This window comes from Novosphingobium sp. KCTC 2891 (assembly GCF_025938155.1).
Classification (GTDB): Bacteria; Pseudomonadota; Alphaproteobacteria; order Sphingomonadales; family Sphingomonadaceae; genus Novosphingobium.
Genome location: NZ_JAPCZG010000007.1, coordinates 77,957 through 101,308, shown reverse-complemented (window position 1 = coordinate 101,308; position 23,352 = coordinate 77,957). Strand labels below are relative to the sequence as shown.

Genomic DNA, 23,352 nt, shown 5'->3' with positions numbered 1-23,352 from the left:
GCCGTCACTCCAGGTTCATGATTTTGAGCGACTCAATGCCCCGGTCATCGACGATCTTGACCGCGACCCGACGATGGTCTCCTGCCTCGAAGGGAAGGGAAACCGTGCCGTGGAACTGCTGCAACAGGTCCTCGTCCAGTTCGGCCCGGATCGTCTTCTTCAGGCGGTTCCAGCCGTCCTTGGCACCAGCCATCGGGAAGAAGACCTGATGCGGCATCAGGCTGCGCCCGTCATAGTCTGTATCGAGCGACCACATGGCGATCTTGGACGCGCCACCCGAAATGAGTTCGCCTTCGCGGGGGTCGAAATAATCGAAACCCCGAACCTCCACCTGCCAAGTTCCGTCAGCCAGTTGAACTGGCGGGCCTGCATCCGGCTGCCCCATCAGCCAGAAGGACTGGTTAGATGACCGCGCCTTCTTTAGGTCCTCAGTCAACAGGTCGGTGTTCATCTGGGCCTTGAGCAGGGTGACGCCCGGCCAGTTGGTTTCGTCGATATCCTTCGCAGCCTCAGGATCGAAGGTGAAAGCGCAGAACACCACGAACTTGGGCTTTGGCACCAAGGTCTGTGCGTCTTCGATGGCGCGTTCCACCTGCTTCTGTTCAAGCGCTGCGTGTTCGGGACCAAAGCTGACGACGACCCGCTCCCCACTGTCCAAAGTGCCGGACGCATGGAGGTGCCGGACGCCGGGGATGGCCTCAAGGTCAGTAAACTTCAGCATAGCTCCGCCCTTGGCGCGGATGCCTGAGCGGATCAGTTCATCGCGCCATTGAGTTTGGCGGGAGGTCTCGCCGGAACGCGCAACAGTTGTATCAGCTTCCGCCGGTGTGGCTGACTCATCTAGTGAGAGCACAGTGGGTGCTGGTACTGCCTCGACAGAGAATGGGCCGGTGATACGCAACCGCGACTTGTCGGGTTCCGGCTTATCATAGAGGGCCTTTGGCTCGGCGTTGGCTGCTATGGCTCGATCCATTTCGACCTGCATTGAAACGCGGGCCGCATGAAAGTCAGCGAAAGACTGTTCGGCCGATTTTGGCCAGCCCTCGGGGAAGTCATATGGCACCTCCCATTCTTGCAGCGTGTCGCCTTTCGTGAAGTCGATTTGTTTTCCCTTGCGATAGCCTTGCCAAGGTTTGAGCGCCATAGGCGGAATTTTCAGCAGGCTGTCATTAAGTGCGCTCAGCGCGAGTAGAATGGCCGGGTGCTTTTGTTCATAGATCGTATCGATATCGGGATTGTTGGCTATCCTCGCAGCCATGATGTGCTCTGCGGTTTTGTAAACGAAGCCACCTTTTAAACCTTCTTGCGGGTAACGGAGGGTATAGTAATCGTAGGCAGCAGTCATCAACCGCTTCTTGGCAAGCGTAATTGCCACTCGGCTAGTGTCACAGGTAATCCAGCGACGGCCCCATTTCTCGGCGACGATAGCCGTTGTGCCTGATCCACAAGTTGGGTCGAGCACCAAGTCGCCCGGTGCGGTAGTCATCAAAATGCACCGTTCAAGGATTTTTTCGTTAGTTTGAACAACGTAAATGGGATTTGAAGGACCACCTATCCCGTCCCACCAATTGGACACCGCCTTCAATCCGAAGTCTTCCGGATACCTTTTAACGGCAAGCTGCTTATCACCGATGTGCAAACGGCCAGAAACCGCCAGGCGTTTCATACCAGAAAAGCCAGAGCTACTTTCTGCAGCGGCTTTCCAACCCAGCCCCTTTTTAATTCCAGGGTCGAATGCCATTCCGCAATGCTCATAGACTTTCGCCTGTGACGCGCCCGGATTTCCGCCGGTGGAAGGATCAGCTTTGAAGAGACGACACCCTGGAAAGTCCTTAGAAAAAGAGGCGAGATCATTGCGATAGCGCCCGGTTGGTACGCCCGCCTGCTTTTCGAGGCGAGCCAAGGTTGTGACCTCACCGTTGGGCATTTCTACATTTGCAAAATCTGCCGTTATCTCTTCATCCGTCTCCCTCCCATCATATATCTGGAAATAAGTCATGCATGATTTGTCTTTTGCAACCCAGACAAGGTAGTCGTTAACCGGATCAACTTTTCCGCCCTTCTGACTACCCTTCTTTTTAACAAGAATTGTCACGACGTAGTTTTTAGGTCCAAAAATCTCATCGGTCAGATTTCTAACAAGATGCAGATTGTCATCGGATATCTGAACAAAAAGGCTTCCCGTATCAGCAAGCAACTTCTTGGCGGCGTTTAACCTATCACGCAGGTAAGTCAGGTAAGAATGAATGCCGAGTTCCCATGTATCACGGAAAGCCTTGATCATTTCAGGCTCAGACGACAGGTCCTCGTCCTTATCCGTTCTTCCCATTGCCTTCTGCCCAGTAAAAGGCTGGAAGTTTGATCCGTATTTTATGCCATACGGCGGGTCGATGTAGATCATCTGTACTTTTCCAGCCATCGACTCCTTGTGGAGCAGAGAGTTCATGACCAGCAGGCTGTCGCCCGCGATGAGCCGGTTAGACCAGCCCTTTTCGTGATGATAGAAATCGAGCGCCTGACGGAGCGGCAGGTTCTCAAACGCGGCGGCGAACAAGTCTGCTTGGCGCCATGCTTCGCCAGCTTTCTCGCCCTTCAGCCGCTTGCGCGCATTGGCCAGGATCGTCGCTGGGTCCACCCGCTCATGCACGTGCAGCGACACGGTATCGACCGCGAAGCTCGCCCCCTCGGCCTTCCCCGCCCAGTTGAGGTACGGCTCCTGAAGCCGCTTCAGTTCCACCAGCGCATCGCGCATCGCATCGGCGTCACCTAACGCAAGCGCATCGTCGATCAGCTTCTCGACCGCTCCGCGCTGGCTGTCGAACATCAGTTCCGGGTCGAGGTGGGGATCGTATTTCCACACCGTCTTGGGCTGGTCCGGATCATTGTCCGGATGGACCATGCCCACTTCGGGATTGTTCACCCGCGTTTCGGTGTGGCGATAACTCAGCACCTGCACCGGCTCGTCCGACTTTTTCGCGGCCTTCTTCTTACCGCTCGCCGACTTGGGGGCCGAGGGGGTGGCAGGCTCCTGCGCGGTCAGCGCGAAGCCATCGTCGCCGTCCTCGTCCTCATCGTCCTCGAACCCGAGCAGAAAGACAGAGCCTCCGCGCCCCCGGCCTTTGCCAAGCACACCTTTCGCCACCAGGTCGTCCTTGGCCGCAGCGTATTCCTCGTCAGTCAGCCCCGGCATGGTCTCACGAAGCAGCGCCAACAGCGCCATATTGCCGACGGCCGAGCCATCCTCGGGCACGTTGGCAAGGATCAGATCGCGGATCGACGACGACATTGTGCGGAAAGCCCCCTGAGCACATTCGATTTTGTGGATATGCTAGCCGCGAAACCTGCCTCCGTCACGTCCTGTGGAAAAGCGCGCTGTTGATGACGTCAATGCTTGGGGAATAAATGACGGAGATTCGGAAGTGTATAGTTGCCGAGCAAGTTGAGCGCGATAAGGTGCTGGCTCCAATAAGGGGAAGTCCGGTTCGAAGTGCAATGGCGCGGGGGCGTGCGACTGAATGGGCAAACGCAGCATTACTGATCCCGAGATTGGCCTGATCAAGGCCATGCTCATGCGTGGCATGGCGAACAATTCTATCCAGTTCTACTTCAACCGGCAGGATCGCCCGGTGAACTCCGGTCGTATCACCGGCATCAGGCAGGGAAAGTATGGCCCTGAGGTTGCTAAGGCCACCGATGCCGAACTAACCGAGTTCCTCTCCAACTTCACCTCGGCGGAACCGACCGCAACGGTGGTCGAGATTGAAGGCGCATTGGCTGTTCCGGCTCTGCCGATGGATGATAGCACTTTGAGGTCTTTCTTCCGGCGGGAGGCCGATGGGCGGTGGTTCTTCGCCAAGGGGGAGAGCGACGAGTTCGAGTGCAAGGAGAACTTCAATATCCGTAACTTCAGCAAGCCACTGAAGACCATCGCCGGGTTCGCTAACAATAGAGGCGGGTACCTCCTGTTCGGCGTCAAGGACCTACCCCATGCTTTCGAGGTCTGCGGGCTGGCCGATGACCGGTTTGCGGTAACGGACCAGAACAAGTTTAGCCAGACCATCCGCTCGGCCCTGGCCCCTACACCGAGGTTCGAAGTTGCCACGATCCAGCTTGATGGATTGAAGGTCGGGATAATCCACGTCGAACCGCATACCTCGAAGCCCGTCATCGCGTGCAAAAACGAAGGCGACGTGATCGAGGGGGCCATCTATTACCGCTATTCCGGGGAGACAAAGGCGATCAGCTATGCAGACCTACGCGCCATTCTTGACGAGCGAGACCTGCGAAGCCGGGAGGCCATATTGCCAATGGTCCAGCGCCTGCTTGAACTGGGACCGGGGAACGCACTCGTTGCGAACCTCGCAGACGGGCAGTTGGAAGGTGGCAAGCGGCCAATACTGATCGATCCCGCGTCGTTGGAGCAGATCAAGTTCATCAAGGAGGGGGCATTCGACGAGGTTGATGGTGCGCCAACCCTGAAGGTCGTTGGCGACGCTCAGGTCGCACCCGTGGGAAGCGTTCTGCCCGTCCGAACAGTTCGTGAGGAAATCACCGTCGAAGCGATCCTGCGGAACTTCATAGGCCGCAATGCGGTCGAGCAGCCATTTGCGTACTTCCGGCAGGTCAGTCACGAGGCTGGATGGATTTCACCCGTTTTCTACTATCTGCACCTCGCCGGAAAGACCCGTAAGGAAGCTGCAAGCGCACTAAGGTCGAACAAGAATGCCAAGCCCAAGTGCCGGGCCGAATTGATCAAGCTCCTTAACGGGAAGCGGACGTTGCATGCAAAGCTTGGTGGCAACCGCTTGACCACCTTCAACCGGATCGTGAGCACACCCAACCTTGAAGTTAGCGACTTGAGCCAGGCCAAAGCGATTTGCTTGGCACTGACGGGCATGACTGAAGCCGATGCGGACACCTTCGATCAGTTCCACTCGCTGTTGGGCGAATGCTTAAAGCTCTGGGAAGCTAGCGATGGCGACCGAGAGCTTCTCACATGCATACGGCGCGCAGCATCTCGACTAGATGAGGTGGAATACGGGCCGAAGGTCCCGACCGGCTAACTCCCACCGGACTTTTCAACTGCCCAACCACCGAAAGATCGAAATGACCCATTTCTGCCCGGAATGCTTTGGCGACAAGTCGCTCCGTTCTTTGTTGATCAAGGCGCGCCCAAGCTACCCAGATGGTGTGAAGTGTGACTTCCACCCATCGCGCAAGGGCATCCCCGATGCGGTGGTTATCGATCGCATCGATGGTGCGATCAGGAGTAACTACGGCTGGGCTGACTCAAACCCATACGTGAACGAGGGAGCTACCTTACCTGAATTGATCGAAGGACTGGTACAACCTGAGAGCGAGGACATACTACAAGCAGTTAAAGCCGAACTCGAGAACTCCGAAGACTACGACATGCGCAAGGGTGGGGAGCCGTTCTATGACGACAATCAAACCTTCGTTAAATATGAAACCACCTACAATCCTCTGCACGAAATGTGGGACCGTTTCAAATACGACATTGTCCATCAGCAACGCTTCTTCTCCCAGCGTGGTCAAGGTTGGTTAAGGGAGATTTTCTCCGATCTCGAGCACCAAAAAGACAGCAGTGGGCAGTCCCCCATCTACACTGTCAGCCCCAGCGAAAAGGGCTGGACAATGTATCGCGCTCGCCGCCGCGATACTGAAGCCGAGAGGGCAAAGGCATGCGCCGCGCCAGCGGCAGAACTAGGTCCACCGCCAGAGCGGCTGCGCCGAGCTGGCCGATTGAATGCCCCAGGAGTCGCTTGTTTCTACGGAGCCTTCGATATCGAAACGTGTCTGGCGGAAATTAGACCTCCGGTAGGTAGCTGGGCCGTCACTGCCGCATTCGATCTGCTTCGCCCCATCACAGTGCTGGATATGACTCGCTTCACGAACGAGGTCGCGAACAGATCGATATTCTCGCCCGTTCGCCAGAAAAGGCTTGATCAATGGCGGTTCATGCAAGTGTTCCAAGAAGAGATCACCAGACCAATCCTCCCGGACGATGAGGTGCTTGACTACGTACCCACCCAAGCAGTCTCGGAGTTCATCCATGTGGCTCTGGCAGCGGAAGCGAAGGGAACCGGCTCCCGAATCGACGGCATAGTTTATGGATCGGCGCAGCGGCCCGGCGGTCGCAACATCGCTCTCTTCGGCGAGGCCGCGCTCATAGATGGTGGGACTGACGAACCCGAAGATAAGCTATCCCGCGCGGCTCTCTCCGGCTTGTGGGACGATGGGGCGGGATACGTTCGCCCCAGCCTCCAGAACATGCTGGGGCCTGATCCAGCTCTGAAACTGCGTGAAGGCAGCGTCGCCGTGCATCGGATCACTGGAATTGATGTCCGCTGGATGACCGAGGATCCCGACAACGAGCTGCAAAGTTTAGATTTTTGAGATGTGGGTTGTCCACTCTTCTGGGGCCAATGGAATCCGCCTCAGTCGATTTTCCGTTCATTGGTGGTCGCTAGGGCACATCGGCGTTTGCCAATTGAAGTTATGGCGGTAATTATGGCAGTTGGACTTAATGAAGAAAAATTCTATTATTATCAATGTGAATTGCATCCCTCCGTCTCCGCCATCATTCGTTGATTTTATTGCTTTTTTCGCAGTAAATCGGCGGCGTTCCCATAACCGCTCCCCGATAGGCCCCGCGCTAGGCGCTTAGCCTCACAATGCTGCCGGAACGGGATTGCAGGGCGGCTAGGCCAGATCGGGCGACTCTCCCGGCTGGTGCGGGTGCAGTTCGATACACACCCTACGCGACAAATCGCGGCTAGAAATGCTAGTAAGCCGCGCCTTCGCGGCAATGGTAGCTTTCCCGTTAAAAATGACTGGCAACGGGCAATTGACCGAAAGCGCCGAAAAGCGCGGGATGCAAGCCAATCAAATTCAGGTCATGGCGTTTCGCGCACCAGCCGCGCAATTTCCTTCACGTATCGGGCCGCTGCCTTTGCCTTGGCAGAATAGCCGCCATGCTTTCGGGCGTTGCGGTTGCCCCTAGGTGCGCCCGGATTCGTGCCGCCGTGCATCCGGCAACGGCGCTTGCCCTTCACCGCCGGAGACTGGCACTCCGCTCCCGAACGGGTCCGGGCTAGGCAGCGCGGCGATTGCGCCAGCGGGGCCGGTTGCATCGGATTGTTTGACTGATTTTCCATTTTCCCGGTCCCCCGTGTGCTGGTGGAAATGATCGGCAACCACGGCCTGCCCGCCTTCGTTCACATGCACATGCTTGACGGTTTGCTCGCGCGGCTGGTGGAGCCTTGCCAGTGCCTCCAGCGTGGAACGGCAGGCAGCTTGGGCTTTGAGCGCCAGCCGCATGTATCTGTCCGCCGCGTCGGGATAATGGCCCATGTTGTTGCCTGAGCGCCGGGCCATGTCGGTAAAGAGCGCGTCCAGCGAGATCGCTTGCGAGGTGAATATGCGACTGGCCAGCGATAGGTCGCCCTTCATGGCCCGCTGAATTTCCTCCGCCAGCACGGCGCTGCTTTCGGCAATATCGGGCTTGAGCTGGTCGCCAAACATTTGCGAGCCGAACGACATTGCCAAATTGGCATTGCGGGTTTGCGGGTCCAGCGTGATCCGGGCCAGCGTCCGCCCGATTTTTTCGTCTGTCCGCTTTTCCACTTCGAGCTTGCCGGTTTCGCCCGGTGCCACCAGTCCATCGTCGGGATTGGCCTTCGCCTTTTTCGCCATTGTCAGTCCTTTGCGTTTCGCGCCTTCGCGCCGATGTTTTGAGAGGTGCCGCAACGCTTGCCGATCACGCGCCCGCCCGGTTCCAGCCGCTCCAGGCCGAATTGTGACGCGGCCTCAAGGCTTGCCCCTTTCAGGACATAGGCAAGCGCGGCCTCCAGATTGACGGCGTGGAGATCGGGATTGCCTGCCTCCAGCCCCAGCCGCCCGCCTATCGGTTTGCTGTGGATCACGCGCGCCCGGTAGGGCTGCCCGGCGATCCGGCGAAGCCAGCCCCGTTGCAGCGCCGTAACAACGGGCACCAGATCGGCAGGCACATGGGCGAGCAAGTGACAATGACCGCCCTTGTCATGGCCGTTGCCGGGGACGTTTTCATGCGTCCAGAGCCATGCCGTGCCGCTGCCATGCCGGGCCAGCGCCTTTGTCAGGAGGTCGGTAAAGCGATAGGTCGCCTTCGCCATGCCCGCCAATGGCACTCCAGCCGCCTGCCAGTGAATCGAGATCATGCGGGTGAACGGCAGCCCGATTTTTTCGGCATGGCGCTCAGCGGCCTTGAGATTGCCAATCTGAGCGGCTGTCAGTGCATGGCTTTCCCGGTCGGCACGGTTGCGCGCGCCGCCTCTGCCAGTGCCTCCAGCGGAAAGGGCTGCCACACCAGAGGTAAGGTAATTAATCGCAAGCGCCGTGCCAGTTCGGGCAATCGGCGGATTTGCGGGCGATTGCGGCGGGAGCGGTGCAATTGAAACTCCACCGAAACCGCAATCCCGGTGGAGTTTCAAAGCGCCGCCATGCCGGGCGCTCTGTGGCGTCTTAGACATGGCGGCTGCGATCATGCGGCGATCCAGACAATGGCCAGTTTGCCGGTGCAATTCGGCCTGCGCTGCCCGCTGTCACGGATAAGCCCCTTGCGTTTCAATTCGCTCGTGCGCGGCTGGATTGACCAGCGGTCCATATCGAGCCGTGCCGCCAGTTCATCGGCTGTAAGGCCATGCGCGCCAGCATCGCGGATTGCGCCCTCTGCCATGCGCTGGAGCCGCCCCAGCTTGGGGGCAAGGGCATCGGCAGCGGCAATCGAGGTTTCCACGTTCCGGTGCCCCGGTGCATCGGGATAGGTGCTCATGCTGCGCCTCCCTCTGCCATCGGCGGCAAGCCTGCGCGGTCCAGTAGCTTGGCCAGCCAATCGGCCTGCGCTTCGCTCATGGGCGTGGAATCGACTGCAAGCTGGCCAAGGAATTGCCCGGCCTTGCGACTGAGCCGGTGATTGACGTTAAGCAGGGCAAGTGCCGCTGCCCGGTGATCGGGAAAAGGCTGCTCAGTCATCGCAACGGCCCTCCCCAAAGCAGAGCCGCGCCATATCCCGCGCCATCCAAGGCGACAGGCAGAAACGGGAGGAAAGCGTTTGAGCCTGCCACTCCGATGCGGTACAGGGCGAATGCAACCAGCCGCGAAGTTGATTGCGTGAGACGCCGGGCTGCACCCCGGCGTTTCGCATATCTGCTGCCATCGCTCATGCTCCCGCCTGATAGGTGGGGAGGCTGGCCAGATAGGCTTCGAGGTCGGCAAACGAGATCAACGTGCGCCGTCCGGCCTTGCGAGCCATGAGATCGCCGCGCTTCAACGCCTCATAGATCGAGGTACGCGACATGCCCGAATACTGCACGGCCTCCGGCAAGGTGCCGTATGCTTTTTTCATGGAATTGTCCCTTCCTGTCCGCCGCGACAAATGCGGCCAAGCAGGGACATGCCGCTAACCGGCACAGCTGTGGTGGGGATCGTTACCGTTGGTTTCAGAGCAGCTTGCGCCCCACTACAGGCCAGGTATCACGCCATCGGCAAATGTTGTCGGATACTGCCGATGCATACGGCAAACCGCCTTCAATACACCCGATAGGTCAGGTGTCCTCTGTTCCCCGAACGCCAGCGCAACCATGCGCTGATAAAAATCCATGAATGCTGATGGTGCACGGTGAACGCCACTCGGCCAATTATTTGCCGAAACTACCGTGCCAAAGGCGGCTTCAAAAATCGGTGCAAGGTAAAGGCCTCGTTGCACTCTGATACGCTTTCGCTCAGCGGCGCGCCAGTTTGGCTTTTGCTGCTCTGTTCCCTTCACCGCCTTGCCGAGAAAGCTGGAGAGCCAGTTCAACTCTGCCAAAGCAGCGCGAAAGCGGTTGTACTCAAATTCTGGGTCGTCCCCAGCCGCAAGCGCATTACACCCCTCCCATTGGTTGAAAGCCTCATCCCACAATCTGGAATCAGCCTCTGGCGAGCGCTGGAATATCGCGATCCACGTCTCGGTCGCTCGCTCCGCTAACGAGACAAGTTCGTCGCGAAATTCTGCGTTGGAGGGTCGTTCCGGACCGTCGCTAACGTTAGGAATGGAAATGCCAAGCGCCCTGCGCACAGCCATTGCCAGCCAATCCAATTCTTTGCCCGGCGAAAGTGGAAGAGCGAAGCCCACCATAGCGCTGGCGACGGCTTCCGGCGTGACTGCCAGCAGCATGTGATCCCTGCCGAGGAATGCGGCAAATTCTGCATCATCGGCAAAGCTCATTCTTGCCCCCGTAGGTTTGCCAAATAAGCGTCAACCTCTGCCTGTCTTACCGCTGGCAACCGGTCATACTGAGCCTTGAATTGCTCAGCCCAAGCCAGACGCTCGAAAGCTTCCCGCTGCCATCCAGCAACGACAAGGGCATCAGCGCGACTGGCACACCAGTGACGGCGTTCCTCGTGGCCTATGCGCCGCGCAACGGCATACCAGCGGGTGCGATGGCGCACCTTCACGAAATGCCGCTCGCTTTCGACAGTAACAATCCAGCGATCCTTGAGCGCGAAGGGCAGGACAACGTTGCACTCGTTCATGCCGCTGCCCCCCGGATTGGCGAAACCTTGGCACCAGCCGCGCCGTCGCTGGCGCAATAGGTGGCCCAATCGGCCATGAGCCGCCGCCGCTTGTCGAATAGATCGCCACGCCGGTAAGCCGCTTCGGACTTGTTGCCGATCACATGGGCCAGCGCCATTTCGCAGACTTCATGCGCATAGCCGGTGCATTCGGCTGCCCAATCGCGGAAGCCCGAACGGAAGCCGTGAACGGTGCATTCCAACTTCATGCGGCGAAGCAGCATCGACATTGCCATTGTGGACAGCTTGCCGCCCTTGTCGGCTGGAAACAGGGTAGCCTTGCCTAGCGGTTTAACGGCCTCCAGAATCTGGACGGCGCGCGGGGACAGGGGAATGCGATGTTCCTTGCCCGCCTTCATGCGAGACGCTGGCACGGTCCAGATTGCCTTGTCCAAATCGACTTCGGCCCAAGTTGCCCCCAGCACTTCGCTGGTGCGCGTGGCGGTCAGAATGACAAACTCCAGCGCAAGCGCTGCCATTGCTTCACGTTCGCGCAGCTTGCCCATAAACGCCGGGATTGCCTCATACGGCATTGCCTTGTGGTGCCCGCGCGTGAGCCGGGAACGGGCAGGCAGGATTTGCGCGATATGGCCGCGCCAACGGGCAGGATTTTCACCCTGCCGGTATCCGCGCGCCTTGGCGGCATCGAGCACGGTTTCAATCCGTCCACGGATGCGGCTGGCGGTTTCGGGCTTGTCCTGCCAGATCGGCTCAAGGATTTTCAGCACATGCGCTGTGGCAATGTCGGCAACCGGCATTTCGCCCATGACGGGATAGACGTAGCTGGCCAGCGTGTTGCGCCATTGCTGCCGGTGCTTGTCATTGCGCCAGCTTGCCTCATTCGCGCCAATATAAGCCTCTGCCACGGCCTTGAACGTCATCCCGGCAATCGCAGCCGCCTGAGCCGCCGCAAGCGCCTCTGTGGCCTCCCGCTGGCGTTCCTCCAGTGGATCAATCCCCGCCTTCACCTTAAGCCGCAAGGCATCGCGGGCCGTGCGGGCATCGGCAAGGGAAATGCCGCCTTGTCCAGCCGCGCCCAATCCAATGTCGCGCGACTTGCCCTTGAGCATGAAGCGATAGACCCATGACCGCGCGCCGGTTTCTTTCACCAGCAAGTGCAGCCCGCCCCCGTCCGCGTGGCGTCCGGGCTTCGCGTTCTTGACCGCCAAGGGCGTTAGGGCGTTGCTGAGCTTGCGGGGCATGGCTGGCTTCTCCGTTCCCAAATCCGTTCCCCGATAATACGCCGGTTTTATGGGAACGCAACCGGATAGAACGGGACGGGAACGGAGCTTGATTGGCCAGTTTATCGCTTATTTTCCGAGCCTATCTTAATGCTAGCGGATGCATCGGGACGCTAGTTCGGGGGACTCCGTCTCCGCCACGGCATGTCCGGCTGCATCCGGCGCCGTTTCGAAACCCGCATCCCCCTGATTGCCCCCCAAGGGCAGCTGTTCTCTTAATTTGGTGCGCTTCGACCACCGGATGTGGGAGCGGATTGGAAAGGGGCCCTGTCCTTTCCGACCCGGCCGGTTGCATCCACCGCCTGGACACATCAGCCGAGGTAGTCTGGCCAGCCGGCCATCAACTGCCGGCGCTTCTCGATGGCATCACCGCGGCGATCGGGGCCACGCGGGATGAGAAGGCATGGTCATGCCGGCTGGCCGATTGGCGCTGCCGGCATGACGCATGGACCTGTCTTAGTGGTTGGGGATGTGCGTTCCGAGGTGACGTCCGGCGATGTAGCCGAAAGTCAGGCCCGGCCCGAGCGTCCCGCCGGCACCGCCATAGACGTCGCCCAGCACCGCCGACATGGCGTTGCCCGCAGCGTAGAGGCCGGGGATCGGGTTGCCGCTCCAGTCGACCACCTGCGCGTCGGCGTTGGTCTTCGGACCACCGGACGTGCCCAGTGCGCCCGCTTCCATCTTGACCGCATAATAGGGGCCCTGATCGATCACGCCGAGCGTGCGGTACGGCGGCTCGAAGTCGGTATCGCCCCACATGTAGAAATTGTCGTAGGTGTTGTCGCCGCGGTTGAAATCGTCGTCATGGCCGTTGCGGACCATGCCGTTGAACCGCTCCACCGTGGCCTTCAGGCCCGCAGCGTCGATCCCGGCCTTCTCGGCCAGTTCTTCCAGCGTGTCCGCCTGCATCATGTAGGACGGGATCGGCGATCCCGGCGGGGAGGTGAAAGTCGGGTACTTGTCCTTGTAGCGCTGGTCGATGATCAGCCAGTACGGCAGGTTCGAATAGGCGTGCGTGCCCGCGTCGAAGGCATGGAGCGCCTTGCCCATCGCATGATAATTGGCCGCCTCGTTGACGAAGCGCTTGCCCGCACGGTTGACGAGGATGGCGCCGGGACGGGCGCGTTCGTCCGAACCCAACATGTAGTTGGGCTTGGCGCTGCGGTGCTGCGGCTTCATTTCCAGCACGCTCTGCTGCCAGAAGGCGTTCTGCATGTTGCCCAGTTGGGCGCCGGCGTCGATCGCCATCAGCAGGCCGTCGCCCTCGTTCTCGGGAACGCTGACCGGCCCGGTCAGCGGGCCGCGGATGAAGGCCTTGACCAGCGTTTCGTTCCACTCGAAGCCGCCGGTGGCGATGACCACGCCGCGGCGGGCGCGCACGCGAAAATCGCGGCCATTGGCGTCTTCGGCGATCACGCCGATCACGCGGTCGCCGTCCTTGACCAGCTTGCGCGCGCGCTTTTCGAACTCGACGGGAATGTTGCGATCGAGCACCGCCTTGAACAGCGCACCGGCCAGCGCCTGACCCAGGCCCCGGTAATCGCCCGCTTCACGCTGCGCGAGCGTGGCTTCATCCAGCGTTCCCTGGGTCGCCTCCATCAGGCTGCCGCGCAGCGGATAGGCCATCTTGCTGGGGTTCACGCGGGCCGCCCACTTGCCGAGCGTCTCGAAGGGAAAGGCTTCGTTGTCGAGCGAGCGCCCGCCATCGGGCTTGGCACCCGGCGAATAGGATTGATAATCGGGAAAATCGGAGAAGGCACGCAGGCGCACGGGCGTCTTGTCCGCCAGATAGCGGAGCATTTCCGGACCGGTCTGCATGAACGCCCACAGCGTTTCGGGGTCCAGTCCATCCGGCGCAAGCGAATCGAGATAGGTGACGACCTCCTCGTCGGAATCCGCGATGCCGGCTTCCAGCTGATGATGGTTGTTGGGGATCCACAGCATGCCGCCGGACATGGCGGTGGTCCCGCCGACCATCCCGGTCTTCTCCAGGATGACCACTTCCCTGGCGCCGAAATCGTGCGCGGAAATCGCGGCCGTCATGGCGGCGCCGCCCGAACCGAGGACGACAACGTCAGCCTCCAGGTCCCACTTGACGTCTTCAGTCATTGTCCATCTCCCAAGTAACTTGGCCTGGTATGTTTGGCGTTGTTCAGCGCCCCGCGAACGGGTGGCGAGGCGACAGGCCTTCGCTGAAATTCATCGGGCCAGCGCGGTCATCGACCTTGCGCTCCACCCGCTCGGCAAGGTTGAGCAGATACGTCAGGCGCGAAAAGCGCCATTCGCCGCCGCGCTGTTCGGCCTCGAACACGTAGCGCCCCCAGAACGTATCATCGATGCCGGGCGCCGGATCGTCGGTGCGGCAGGTGATGAGGCTGCCCGCATCGACCCGTGCCCGATCCCCTTCAATGCGGATCATGGGAATGCCGAACATGTGCAGTCGCCGTGAATACGGCTCCTCCAGCATCCGGGCGAAGTTCCGATAAGCGGCATAGTCACCCTTGAACATGCCAAAGTCGAACTGCGCCTCGGGCCAGAACACCCGGTCCAGCAAATCCCAGTCGATCCAGTCCATCGAACCGGCGTAGTCCGCGACAAGGTCTTGCAGACGCGCCCGCGCGACCATCTGGTCCAGCACAGCGTCAGCCATGGCGTGCCGCCGTCCAGTCGGCCAGGGTCGAGACGTTCTCGTCGAGCCGCACCAGCGTCTTGCCGGTGGTCTGCCCGGTCATCAGGCGAATGAAGGCGTCTGGCGTCGCGTCGAGCCCGGTCGCCACGTTCTCGGTCGCCACCAGCTTGCCGGTGCGCACCCAGTCTGCAAGCGCCGTCTCCGCCTCGTGCAGCATATCTGCGGCCTCATAGGCCAGGAAGCCGCGCATCGTGATGCGGTTGACCAGCACCTGCCAGATGTTGCGCAGCCGGTAGGGATCGGTCTGGTTGTTGTAGTTGGCGATCATCCCGCACACCGGGATACGGCCGAATGCCTTCATCCGGGGCAGGACGGCATCCAGCGTCGCGCCGCCGACATTGTCGAAATAGAGGTCGATCCCGTTGGGGAAGTGGCGGTCGATCTCATCTTCGAGGCTGTCGCAGCTGCGATAGTTGATCGCCGCGTCCATCCCCAGTTCGTCGGTCACGATGCGCGCCTTTTCGTCCGAGCTGACCGTGCCCACCACGCGGCACCCGGACAGCTTGGCGATCTGCCCGCCGACCGAGCCGACCGCGCCGGCGGCCGCGCTCATCAGCACCTCGTCGCCCGTCCGCATTTCGCCATAGCGCTTGAGGCCCACATAGGCGGTGATGCCCGACCAGCCGCATGCCCCCATGTAGGCGGTCAGCGGCAGATCGTTGGCGACGTTCACGTTCTCGAAACCGACGCTGCCCGGCGCGATGACCGAATGGGTTTCCCAGCCGATAAAGGCGCGGCCATAGTCCCCTTCGCGGAAATCGGGGTTGCGCGATGCAACCACGCGCCCAAGCACCATCGTCGGGATCAGCCCCCCGATCGGCACCGGCGGCAGGTAGCTCTTCACGTCGTCGAGCATGCCGCGCACCGCCGGATCGATGGCGAAGATCCGGTTTTCGAGCAGGACCTGCCCCTCCTCGAGGTCAGGAACGGCAACCTCCTCGATGCGGAAGTTTTCGGCAACCGGCAGCCCCGAAGGACGCGATTGCAGGACGATGCGACGGTTCGTGAAGGCCATGCGGAACTCTCCCGGGTATTTTTCGATGTTCAGTGGGTGACGCCGCGCTCGTTGGGGGCGTCGAACGTGTTGAAGTGGCCCGTCAGAAGATCATGGCAGGGCGGCTTCGGGGCGCGTGTCGCGCAGGGCCGGTTCGGGCAGCTCGCCACCGGCGAGGTAGTAGTCGACCCACTTGTGGAAATACTGGTTGCCCAGTTCGTTGCGCCCGAATGTGATCTGCGCGTCGGGCGCGGCTTCCAGCCCTTGCTGCACGCGCAGCCCCATGTGGTAATCCTCGCGCTCGACCACGTCGAAGAAGAAGTCGCTCATCTCGTCCAGCGTCTTGCGCTCCGCCTCGCCGGCGGGGGCCTGCGGGAAGATGTAGCTCATCATCGTGACGTTGGTGCCGGGCGTGCGGCCGGGATAAAGTTGCGCGATCTGGCACATCTCCGGTGCCAGGAACATCGCGAAATTGGGGAAGAGCATACGGATGAAATCGTAGTTCAGGTTCTCGCGCAGCCCCCAGTCCTCACGCGGGATATCGCGCAGTTCCACGATCCGATGCTGCGGATAGCCCAGCCGGATATGCGGCCCGAACGCCTCGTAATAGGCCCGGTTCGACGGCGTTCGCGGGGTCACCGTTTCAGGGTGCGCGGCCTGGAAGTGATAGCCTTCCAGGTAGCCGTCATAAGCGACCTTCCAGTTCGCGCCCTCCATGCGGCGGGTCTTGTGGAAGTACCAGGTCTCCAGCCGCAATGCGGCCAGGTCATCGAGCATGCCGCCCAGAAAGGAGCGGACGTCGATCGCAAGACCCGGTGTCAGGATCACGAAGATCATCCCCGCGATTTCCTCGCACGGCAGTTCCTGCAAACCCAGCGCCGGCTTGTCGACTTCGCCGAAGGTGCTGGCTTCGGCAACGCCGACCAGTCTCCCGTCGCTGGCATAGGTCCAGCCGTGATAGGGGCACGAGAAACGCGCGCAGTTGCCCGTTCCCTCGTCCAGCAGCTTCATCGCACGATGCCGGCAGACGTTGAGGAACGCGCGCGCCTTGCCGTCGGCCCCGCGCGAAATCAGCACGGGAATATCCATCGGCTCCATCGCCTTGTAGTCGCCCTTGTTCGGCAACTCGATGGTCAGCGCCAGCATCAGCGGCAGCCGCTTGAAGATCAGGTCGATCTCGCGCTGCCACTGCTCCGGATCGAGATAGGCACGTGCAGGCACCTGCATCGTGGCGCCGGTCTGGTCGGTGGTGCGCTGCTCGACGAACTCCAGCAGCTTCTCGGCGACGTGCCCATAGGCTTCGCGCATCGCGGTCATGGTATCCTCCGCATCGTGTCAGGGCCGATGGCGCCCCCCGGCCAATCGAGGACACCGCCAGCAGGGCGGCCAAACGGCCGGCGCGTTTACCAGGCCGGCCTTACCAGGCGGGGCCGTCGCCGGCGGGCACGGCCGGGCCGGTCAGCCAGTTGCCGGTGATGCCGATCTTCACTTCGCTGCCCTTCGCCACTTCGGTCCCGGCGTCCGGCGTCACGAACATGATGCGGTTGGGCGCCCAAACCGAGCCGATGATCTCTTCTTCGTCATCGGACAGGATCAGGCCGACCGTTTCGCACATTTCGCGGGCCCGTTCGCGGGTCTGGCCGCGCACTTCGGGAACATAGGCCTTGGCGGGATCGGCATGGATCGGCAGCACGCGCGCGGATTCGCGCTCGGCTTCCTCGGCGGCCAGCTTCTCGTCGAATTCCGGGCCGCGATAGTCGATTTCCCAGTCGAACGAGATCATGTTCTCCAGGATGTCGGGCAGATACGGCGTCATGCGCAGGTGCGACCAGTGCGACATGTAGCGGTCCATCGCCTCGTAGCTGTCGATGTCGCAGCAGTTGGCGAAATCGAAATCGCCCGAGTGATAGCGCGTCTTGACGCAAAGGCCGTGGCTGTAGTCGCGCACTTCGCGGTTGAGATGCGACAGCTTCTTCACTTCCGTGAGGAACGTGTCGATCTTCTCCTGCGGGGCATCCTGCTTGAACTTGATCATGACCACGTGGCGGATCATCGGCTCTCTCCCTTGGCTCGTGCGCGCCGGTCTGTCGCCGAAGGCTGCGCCGCCTTGATGGGAAGGAGAGTAGTTGAGGTCGTTTTATCTGACGCCTGTTATATTAAGCAGGTGGTCCCCCGCCCGCATTGCCCCGGGCGACCCCCGCCGCGGTCGGTGCATCTCCCATGGCCTGGATGACCACCGGGGAAATGCGGGAAAGATCGCTTGATCTCGCCAGTGGTGAGAACATAATAAGAACATATGAGAATCACTCCCGCCCAGATGCCCGAACAAGCGACGCCGGTGGCGGCGTCTCGCCGGGCGTTCGGCATCGCCTCGCTCGATGCCGCGCTGGGGGGCGGGCTGGCGCGGGGGCGCATCCATGAAATCTATGCGGCAGAGGCCGAGGATGTGGCAGCCCCTGCGGGATTCGCCCTGGCCACGGCGACCGGCATGACCGATCCGGGCCGGACGGTGCTGTGGCTGCGGATGCAGCGTGCTGCGCGGCTCGGCGGCGCGATACAGGCCGCCGGTTGGGCCGAACTGGGCGGCGCGCCGGGACATGGGCTGGTGGGCATGGTGCCCGATGCCATGGCGTTGCTGCGTGCTGCCGTCGATTCCCTGCGCTGCGCGACATTGGGCGCGGTGATCGTGGAAAGCTGGGGCACGATGCGCGAGCTGGACCTTACCGCCAGCCGCCGCCTGGCGCTGGCCGCCGAGAAATCCGGCGTCCCCCTCTTCCTGCTGCGCATGGATGCAGCGCCTGTCCCCAGCGCGGCACAGACCCGCTGGCAAGTGACGGCCGCGCCTTCTCTCGCGCTGCCGGGCAATGCGCCGGGCGGGTCTGCTTTCGATGTGACCTTGCTGCGCCAGCGATCCGGCCCTTGCGGGCTGGGCTGGCGGCTGGAGTGGGACCGTGACCGACGCATATTCCGTGAAGCGGCGCTATCTGGCGCTATGGTTCCCGTTCCTTCCCGCAGACCGGCTGCGGCTGGAGGAAGCGGACCAGCTGTCGCGGACGACCGATACGCCGCATGACGCCGCGCTGGCGCTTGTCGCCAAGGCAAAAGGTGCGCTGCGGCTGCGTGCCGTCAACGCTCATGCGCAGGCGCTGGGGATCATGCCCGGCCTGACGCTGGCGGACGCACGCGCGCTGCATCCCGGCCTGCTGGTGGCCGATATGGACGAAGCGGCGGATCGTCACTGGCTGAAGCGCCTGGCAGAACATTGCATCGGCTGGTCGCCGCTGGTCACCATCGTGCCGCCCGATGGCATCACGCTGGACATTGCCGGGAGCGAGCACCTGTTCGGGGGCGAGGCGGGCCTTGCGGCACAAGCCGAGGACGCTTTCGCCGCGATCGGGATGGCGGTGCGCATGGCAGTGGCCTCCACCGCGCAAGGCGCACAGGCACTCGCCCGCCATGCGCCATTGCCCATCGAGGATGAACGGCAAGCCCTGCGCGCGCTGCCGGTGCGGGCGCTGGGGCTGGACGATGAGGCCGCGCTGGCCCTGCACCGGGCGGGGCTGAAAACCATCGGCGATGTCGCCTCGCGCCCGGCCGCCAGCATCGCCGCGCGCTTCGGGGCGGAGGCGGTGACCGCGCTGCGCCGCCTGATGGGCGAGGAGCACGCCCCGATCGATCCGCTGGCATCCCCTGCACCGCTCCATTTCGAGCGCCGCTTTGCCGAGCCGGTCGCGCTTCAGGCCAGCATCGCCGCCTGCTTTCTCGATCTGCTGCGCGAGGCGGCGCGCGCGCTGGAGGAACGGGGGCTGGGCGGAAGGCGTTTTGCGCTGACCCTGTTCCGCAGCGATGGCGCACGCCACCGGCTCTCCATCGAAACCGGCCTGCCGACCCGCGATCCCGCGCCGGTGCTGCGCCTGTTCGGCGAACGCATCGCCGCGCTGGCCGATCCGCTCGATCCCGGCTTCGGCTATGACAGGATCACGCTGTTCCTGCCGGTTACCGAACCGCTGGGCGCAAGCCAGCCCACGCTGGACGGCAATGAACAGGATGCCTCCGCGCTGGCCGACCTGATCGACCGGCTGAGCACGCGGCTGGGGCCTGGCAACCTGTGCCGGCTGATCCCGCAGGACAGCCATATTCCCGAGCAGGCGCAACTGGCGCTGCCCGCGATCCACGAACGCATGCCGATCCGCTGGCCCACGCCGCCAGAAGGCGAACCACCGATGCGGCCGCTGTTCCTGTTCGACCCGCCCCAACCCGTCGAAGTCATCGCCGAAGTGCCCGACGGGCCGCCGCATCGCTTTCGCTGGCGGCGAAAACTGCACGAAGTCCGGCTGTATGAAGGACCGGAGCGCATCGCTTCCGAGTGGTGGCGGCGCAAGGGGGGCGAAGCGCCGGGCAAGGGCGGGCTGACCCGCGATTATTACCGGATCGAAGATGCGCGCGGGCGGCGTTACTGGATCTTCCGCCACGGGCTCTACACCGAAAAGCCGGATCCGCGCCAAGGGCCCAAGTGGTACATGCACGGGCTGTTCGCATGAGCGCGCCGCCGCCTTTTGCCGAACTGGTCGCCGCCACCAACTACAGCTTCCTGCGCGGCGCCTCGCACCCCGCGCAAATGGTGGCGCGCGCGCATCACCTGGGCATGGCGGGCCTTGGCATCGCCGATCGCAACACCGTGGCCGGCGTGGTGCGCGCGCACATGGCCCGGAAGACCATCGCGCGCGAAGCCGGCGGGCTGGCGGGCGGCTTCCGGCTGGCGGTGGGTGCGCGGCTGGTCTTTGCCGACGGCACGCCCGACATCGTCGCCTATCCCGCCACGCGCCACGGCTGGGGCCGGCTGACCCGGCTGCTGACGCTGGGCAACCGGCGAGCGGAAAAAGGTGATTGCACGCTCCACCTGCCGGACCTGCTCGACCATGCCGACGACCTGTTGCTGATCGCCACGGGCCATGACCAGGCGGTGCTCGAACGGGTGGGCGAGGCCCGCCCCGGCGCGGTCTGGCTGGCCGCGACGATGCAGCGCAGCGGGGCCGATGCCCGGCGGTTGGCACGGGCACAGGCGCTGGGCGCCGCCTGCGGCGTGCCGCTGCTCGCCACCAGCGATGCGCTGTACGACCACCCCGATGCGCGCCCCCTGCACGACGTGCTCACCTCCATCCGCGAAGGCACGACACTCGCCGCGGCGGGGCGGCGCCTGCTCGCCAATGCCGAACGCCACCTGAAGCCGCCCGCCGAAATGGCGCGCCTGTTCCGCGCGTGTCCCGAAGCCATCGCCGCTTCCACCGATGTCCTCTCGCGCATCGCCTTCACGCTGGACGACCTGCGCTACGAATACCCGCACGAGCCGGTGCCCGAAGGCTGGCAACCGCAGGACTGGCTGGAACACCTTGCGCGGGAAGGCGGGCGCGCCTTGTTTCCCGATGGGTTGCCCCCGGATTACCAGGCCGTGCTGGACGAGGAATTCGGCCTGATCCGCCACCATGGCTTCGCCTGCTACTTCCTCACGGTTCACGACATTGTGCGCCACGCGCGCAGCCTCGATCCGCCGATCCTGTGCCAGGGCCGGGGCAGCGCCGCCAATTCGCTGGTCTGCTATTTCCTCGGCATCACGCCCATCGATCCGGTGCGCGAAAAGCTGCTGTTCTCGCGCTTCCTGTCCGAAGCGCGCACCGAGCCGCCCGACATCGACGTGGATTTCGAACATGAGCGGCGCGAGGAGATCATGCAGTACATCTATGCCCGCTATGGCCGCGAGCGGGCAGGCATCGCGAGCACCGTCATCCACTATCGCCCCCGCAGCGCCTTGCGCGAAGTGGGCAAGGCGCTGGGCCTGACCGAGGACCTGACCGCCCGGCTCGCCTCCACCATATGGGGCAACTGGGGCGACGACGTGCCCGAAGCGCGCGTAGCGGAAGCCGGGTTCGACATTGCCAACCCCGCGATTGCGCGGCTGAAAGCGCTGGTCGACCAGCTTCTCACCTTCCCCCGTCACCTGTCGCAGCACGTCGGCGGCTTCGTCCTGACCGAGGGGCGGCTCGACGAACTGGTGCCGATCCACAATGCCGCCATGCCCGACCGCACGTTCATCGAGTGGGACAAGGACGACATCGACGCGCTGGGGCTGATGAAGGTCGATGTGCTGGCGCTGGGAATGCTCACCTGCATCCGCAAGAGCTTCGACCTGCTGCGCGCGCATGGGCTGGGCGACCTGACGCTGGCTTCGGTTCCGCGCGAGGACAAGGATACTTACGCCATGCTTCGGCGCGGCGACAGCATCGGCACCTTCCAGGTCGAAAGCCGCGCGCAGATCGCCATGCTGCCGCGGATGAAGCCCAGGGAATTGTACGATCTGGTCATCCAGGTCGCCATCGTCCGCCCCGGCCCGATCCAGGGCGGCATGGTCCATCCCTATTTGCGACGACGCAATGGCGAGGAGACCGTGGTCTTTCCCAGTCCCGCCCCGCCGCATGACAGGAACGAACTGCGCAACGTTCTGGGCAAGACGCTGGGCGTGCCGCTGTTCCAGGAACAGGCGATGAAACTGGCCATCGTCGCGGCAAGGTTCACCCCCGCACAGGCCGACGGCCTGCGGCGTGCGATGGCCACCTTTCGCCATAACGGCACCGTCCACAACTATCAGGACCTGCTGATCGAAGGCATGACCGCGCGCGGCTACGAACGCGACTTTGCCGAACGGTGCTACGAACAGATCAAGGGCTTTGGCGACTACGGCTTTCCCGAAAGCCACGCGCAGGCCTTCGCATGGCTGGCCTATGTCTCGTCATGGCTCAAATGCCGCCATCCTGCGGTGTTCACGTGCGCTTTGCTCAACAGCCAGCCGATGGGCTTCTACGCGCCCGCGCAACTCGTCCGCGATGCGCAGGAACATGGGGTCGAGGTGCGCGCGGTGGACGTGAATGCCAGCGCATGGGACTGCACGCTGGAAGGCGCGACCGGCAGCCCGCTGGCGCTGCGCCTTGGCTTCGCCAGGATCGATGGCTTTCGCAAAGGCTGGGGAGAAGCAATCGTTGCCGCCCGTCAGGCCGGCGCTTTCATTTCGGCCGAAGACCTGGCCCGCCGCGCCGCATTGCCGCCGGCCGCGCTGCGCAAGCTGGCCGATGCGGACGCTTTCGGATCCTTGATGCAATCGCGCCGCGATGCCCTGTGGGAGGTCCGCCGCACGCCGCCCACCCAATTGCCGCTGTTCGCCTTTGCCGATGCCCCCGAACTCGGCAGCGAACCGGACCCGCGCCTGCCGGCCATGCCGCTGCCAGAGGAAGTGGTGACCGACTACCAGACTGCGCGCTTGTCGCTGAAGGGGCATCCCATGCAGTTCCTGCGCGCAGACCTGACCCGTGAAGGCGTGCTCACCTGCGCCGATTCCAATGCCGCGCCCGATGGACGGAAAGTCCGCGTCGCCGGCGTGGTGCTGACCCGTCAGCGTCCCGGCAAGGGCAATGCGGTGTTCATCACGATCGAGGATGAAACCGGGATCGTCAACGCACTGCTGTGGGCGCGCGACATGGAGAAGCAGCGCCGCGCCGTCATGGCCGCCCGCCTGATGCTGATCGACGGTGAAATCCAGCACAGCAAGGAAGGCGTGGTCCACCTGATGGCATCCCGCGTGATGGATCGCACCGAAATGCTGGACCGTATCGCCGATGAGCGGCGCATGACACCGCAGATCGCGCGCGGCGACGAGGTTCATCACCCCCAGCGCGCCCGTGTGCATGGCCATCCCCGCGATGTCAGGATCCTGCCGAAATCCCGGGACTTCCACTGACCTGCCGCAGCGCCATCGCTGCCGGGAC

General features: G+C 62.6%; 20 protein-coding genes. 5 read left to right on the top strand and 15 right to left on the bottom strand.

Features of this window, described 5'->3' with window-relative positions; translation table 11 throughout:
- Positions 1 to 4: 4 nt before the first annotated feature.
- The gene (locus OLX02_RS13945) at positions 5 to 3,286 is read right to left on the bottom strand and encodes a site-specific DNA-methyltransferase (RefSeq protein ID WP_264423773.1); all 3,282 of its coding nucleotides are present in this window, start codon (positions 3,284 to 3,286) and stop codon (positions 5 to 7) included.
- Positions 3,287 to 3,515: 229 nt separating this feature from the next.
- On the opposite strand from OLX02_RS13945, the gene OLX02_RS13940 reads away from it, so the two are divergent.
- Positions 3,516 to 5,063 (top strand): ATP-binding protein, encoded by a 1,548-nt coding sequence (locus OLX02_RS13940; protein WP_264423772.1) that lies wholly within the window; start codon positions 3,516 to 3,518, stop codon positions 5,061 to 5,063.
- Positions 5,064 to 5,106: 43 nt separating this feature from the next.
- Positions 5,107 to 6,417, top strand: a complete 1,311-nt coding sequence (locus tag OLX02_RS13935; RefSeq protein WP_264423769.1) for an RES domain-containing protein — start codon at positions 5,107 to 5,109, stop codon at positions 6,415 to 6,417.
- A gap of 500 nt (positions 6,418 to 6,917) precedes the next feature.
- Here the strand turns inward: OLX02_RS13935 and OLX02_RS20205 are convergent, their stop codons facing one another.
- From OLX02_RS20205 to OLX02_RS13870, 14 genes are all read right to left on the bottom strand, one after another.
- Positions 6,918 to 7,076 (bottom strand): hypothetical protein, encoded by a 159-nt coding sequence (locus tag OLX02_RS20205; protein ID WP_413630279.1) that lies wholly within the window; start codon positions 7,074 to 7,076, stop codon positions 6,918 to 6,920.
- Positions 7,021 to 7,716: a hypothetical protein gene (locus OLX02_RS13930; protein WP_264423767.1), complete on the bottom strand. Its 696-nt coding sequence runs from the start codon at positions 7,714 to 7,716 to the stop codon at positions 7,021 to 7,023. The genes OLX02_RS20205 and OLX02_RS13930 overlap by 56 nt, the downstream gene beginning before the upstream one ends.
- Before the next feature lie 2 nt (positions 7,717 to 7,718).
- Complete coding sequence (locus OLX02_RS13925) at positions 7,719 to 8,546, bottom strand: hypothetical protein (RefSeq protein ID WP_264423765.1); 828 nt, start codon at positions 8,544 to 8,546, stop codon at positions 7,719 to 7,721.
- The gene (locus tag OLX02_RS13920) at positions 8,543 to 8,833 is read right to left on the bottom strand and encodes a hypothetical protein (RefSeq protein WP_264423764.1); all 291 of its coding nucleotides are present in this window, start codon (positions 8,831 to 8,833) and stop codon (positions 8,543 to 8,545) included. Before OLX02_RS13920 ends, OLX02_RS13925 begins: the two co-directional genes overlap by 4 nt.
- The gene (locus tag OLX02_RS13915; RefSeq protein ID WP_264423762.1) at positions 8,830 to 9,033 is read right to left on the bottom strand and encodes a hypothetical protein; all 204 of its coding nucleotides are present in this window, start codon (positions 9,031 to 9,033) and stop codon (positions 8,830 to 8,832) included. Before OLX02_RS13915 ends, OLX02_RS13920 begins: the two co-directional genes overlap by 4 nt.
- A gap of 187 nt (positions 9,034 to 9,220) precedes the next feature.
- Positions 9,221 to 9,406, bottom strand: a complete 186-nt coding sequence (locus tag OLX02_RS13910; RefSeq protein ID WP_264423761.1) for a helix-turn-helix domain-containing protein — start codon at positions 9,404 to 9,406, stop codon at positions 9,221 to 9,223.
- Positions 9,407 to 9,520: 114 nt separating this feature from the next.
- A complete protein-coding gene (locus OLX02_RS13905) occupies positions 9,521 to 10,267 on the bottom strand; it encodes a hypothetical protein (protein WP_264423759.1) in 747 nt (248 codons plus the stop codon).
- A complete protein-coding gene (locus tag OLX02_RS13900; RefSeq protein ID WP_264423757.1) occupies positions 10,264 to 10,575 on the bottom strand; it encodes a hypothetical protein in 312 nt (103 codons plus the stop codon). Before OLX02_RS13900 ends, OLX02_RS13905 begins: the two co-directional genes overlap by 4 nt.
- Positions 10,572 to 11,816, bottom strand: a complete 1,245-nt coding sequence (locus OLX02_RS13895; RefSeq protein WP_264423756.1) for a tyrosine-type recombinase/integrase — start codon at positions 11,814 to 11,816, stop codon at positions 10,572 to 10,574. Before OLX02_RS13895 ends, OLX02_RS13900 begins: the two co-directional genes overlap by 4 nt.
- A 495-nt stretch (positions 11,817 to 12,311) precedes the next feature.
- Positions 12,312 to 13,964: an FAD-dependent oxidoreductase gene (locus OLX02_RS13890; RefSeq protein ID WP_264423754.1), complete on the bottom strand. Its 1,653-nt coding sequence runs from the start codon at positions 13,962 to 13,964 to the stop codon at positions 12,312 to 12,314.
- 43 nt (positions 13,965 to 14,007) lie between these two features.
- A complete protein-coding gene (locus tag OLX02_RS13885) occupies positions 14,008 to 14,505 on the bottom strand; it encodes a nuclear transport factor 2 family protein (protein ID WP_264423752.1) in 498 nt (165 codons plus the stop codon).
- Positions 14,498 to 15,559 (bottom strand): NADP-dependent oxidoreductase, encoded by a 1,062-nt coding sequence (locus tag OLX02_RS13880; RefSeq protein ID WP_264423750.1) that lies wholly within the window; start codon positions 15,557 to 15,559, stop codon positions 14,498 to 14,500. The genes OLX02_RS13885 and OLX02_RS13880 overlap by 8 nt, the downstream gene beginning before the upstream one ends.
- 90 nt (positions 15,560 to 15,649) lie before the next feature.
- Positions 15,650 to 16,855, bottom strand: a complete 1,206-nt coding sequence (locus OLX02_RS13875) for an aromatic ring-hydroxylating oxygenase subunit alpha (RefSeq protein WP_264423749.1) — start codon at positions 16,853 to 16,855, stop codon at positions 15,650 to 15,652.
- A gap of 100 nt (positions 16,856 to 16,955) precedes the next feature.
- Positions 16,956 to 17,591 (bottom strand): Dabb family protein, encoded by a 636-nt coding sequence (locus tag OLX02_RS13870; protein ID WP_264420245.1) that lies wholly within the window; start codon positions 17,589 to 17,591, stop codon positions 16,956 to 16,958.
- A gap of 243 nt (positions 17,592 to 17,834) precedes the next feature.
- Between OLX02_RS13870 and OLX02_RS13865 the strand changes: the two genes are divergently transcribed.
- The 3 genes from OLX02_RS13865 to OLX02_RS13855 are packed head-to-tail and all read left to right on the top strand — an operon-like array spanning position 17,835 to position 23,324.
- Entirely contained in the window at positions 17,835 to 18,611 is a 777-nt protein-coding gene (locus OLX02_RS13865) for an ImuA family protein (RefSeq protein WP_264423747.1), read from the top strand.
- Positions 18,508 to 20,079: a Y-family DNA polymerase gene (locus OLX02_RS13860; protein ID WP_413630308.1), complete on the top strand. Its 1,572-nt coding sequence runs from the start codon at positions 18,508 to 18,510 to the stop codon at positions 20,077 to 20,079. Before OLX02_RS13865 ends, OLX02_RS13860 begins: the two co-directional genes overlap by 104 nt.
- Positions 20,076 to 23,324, top strand: a complete 3,249-nt coding sequence (locus tag OLX02_RS13855; RefSeq protein WP_264423745.1) for an error-prone DNA polymerase — start codon at positions 20,076 to 20,078, stop codon at positions 23,322 to 23,324. Before OLX02_RS13860 ends, OLX02_RS13855 begins: the two co-directional genes overlap by 4 nt.
- Positions 23,325 to 23,352: the final 28 nt, after the last annotated feature.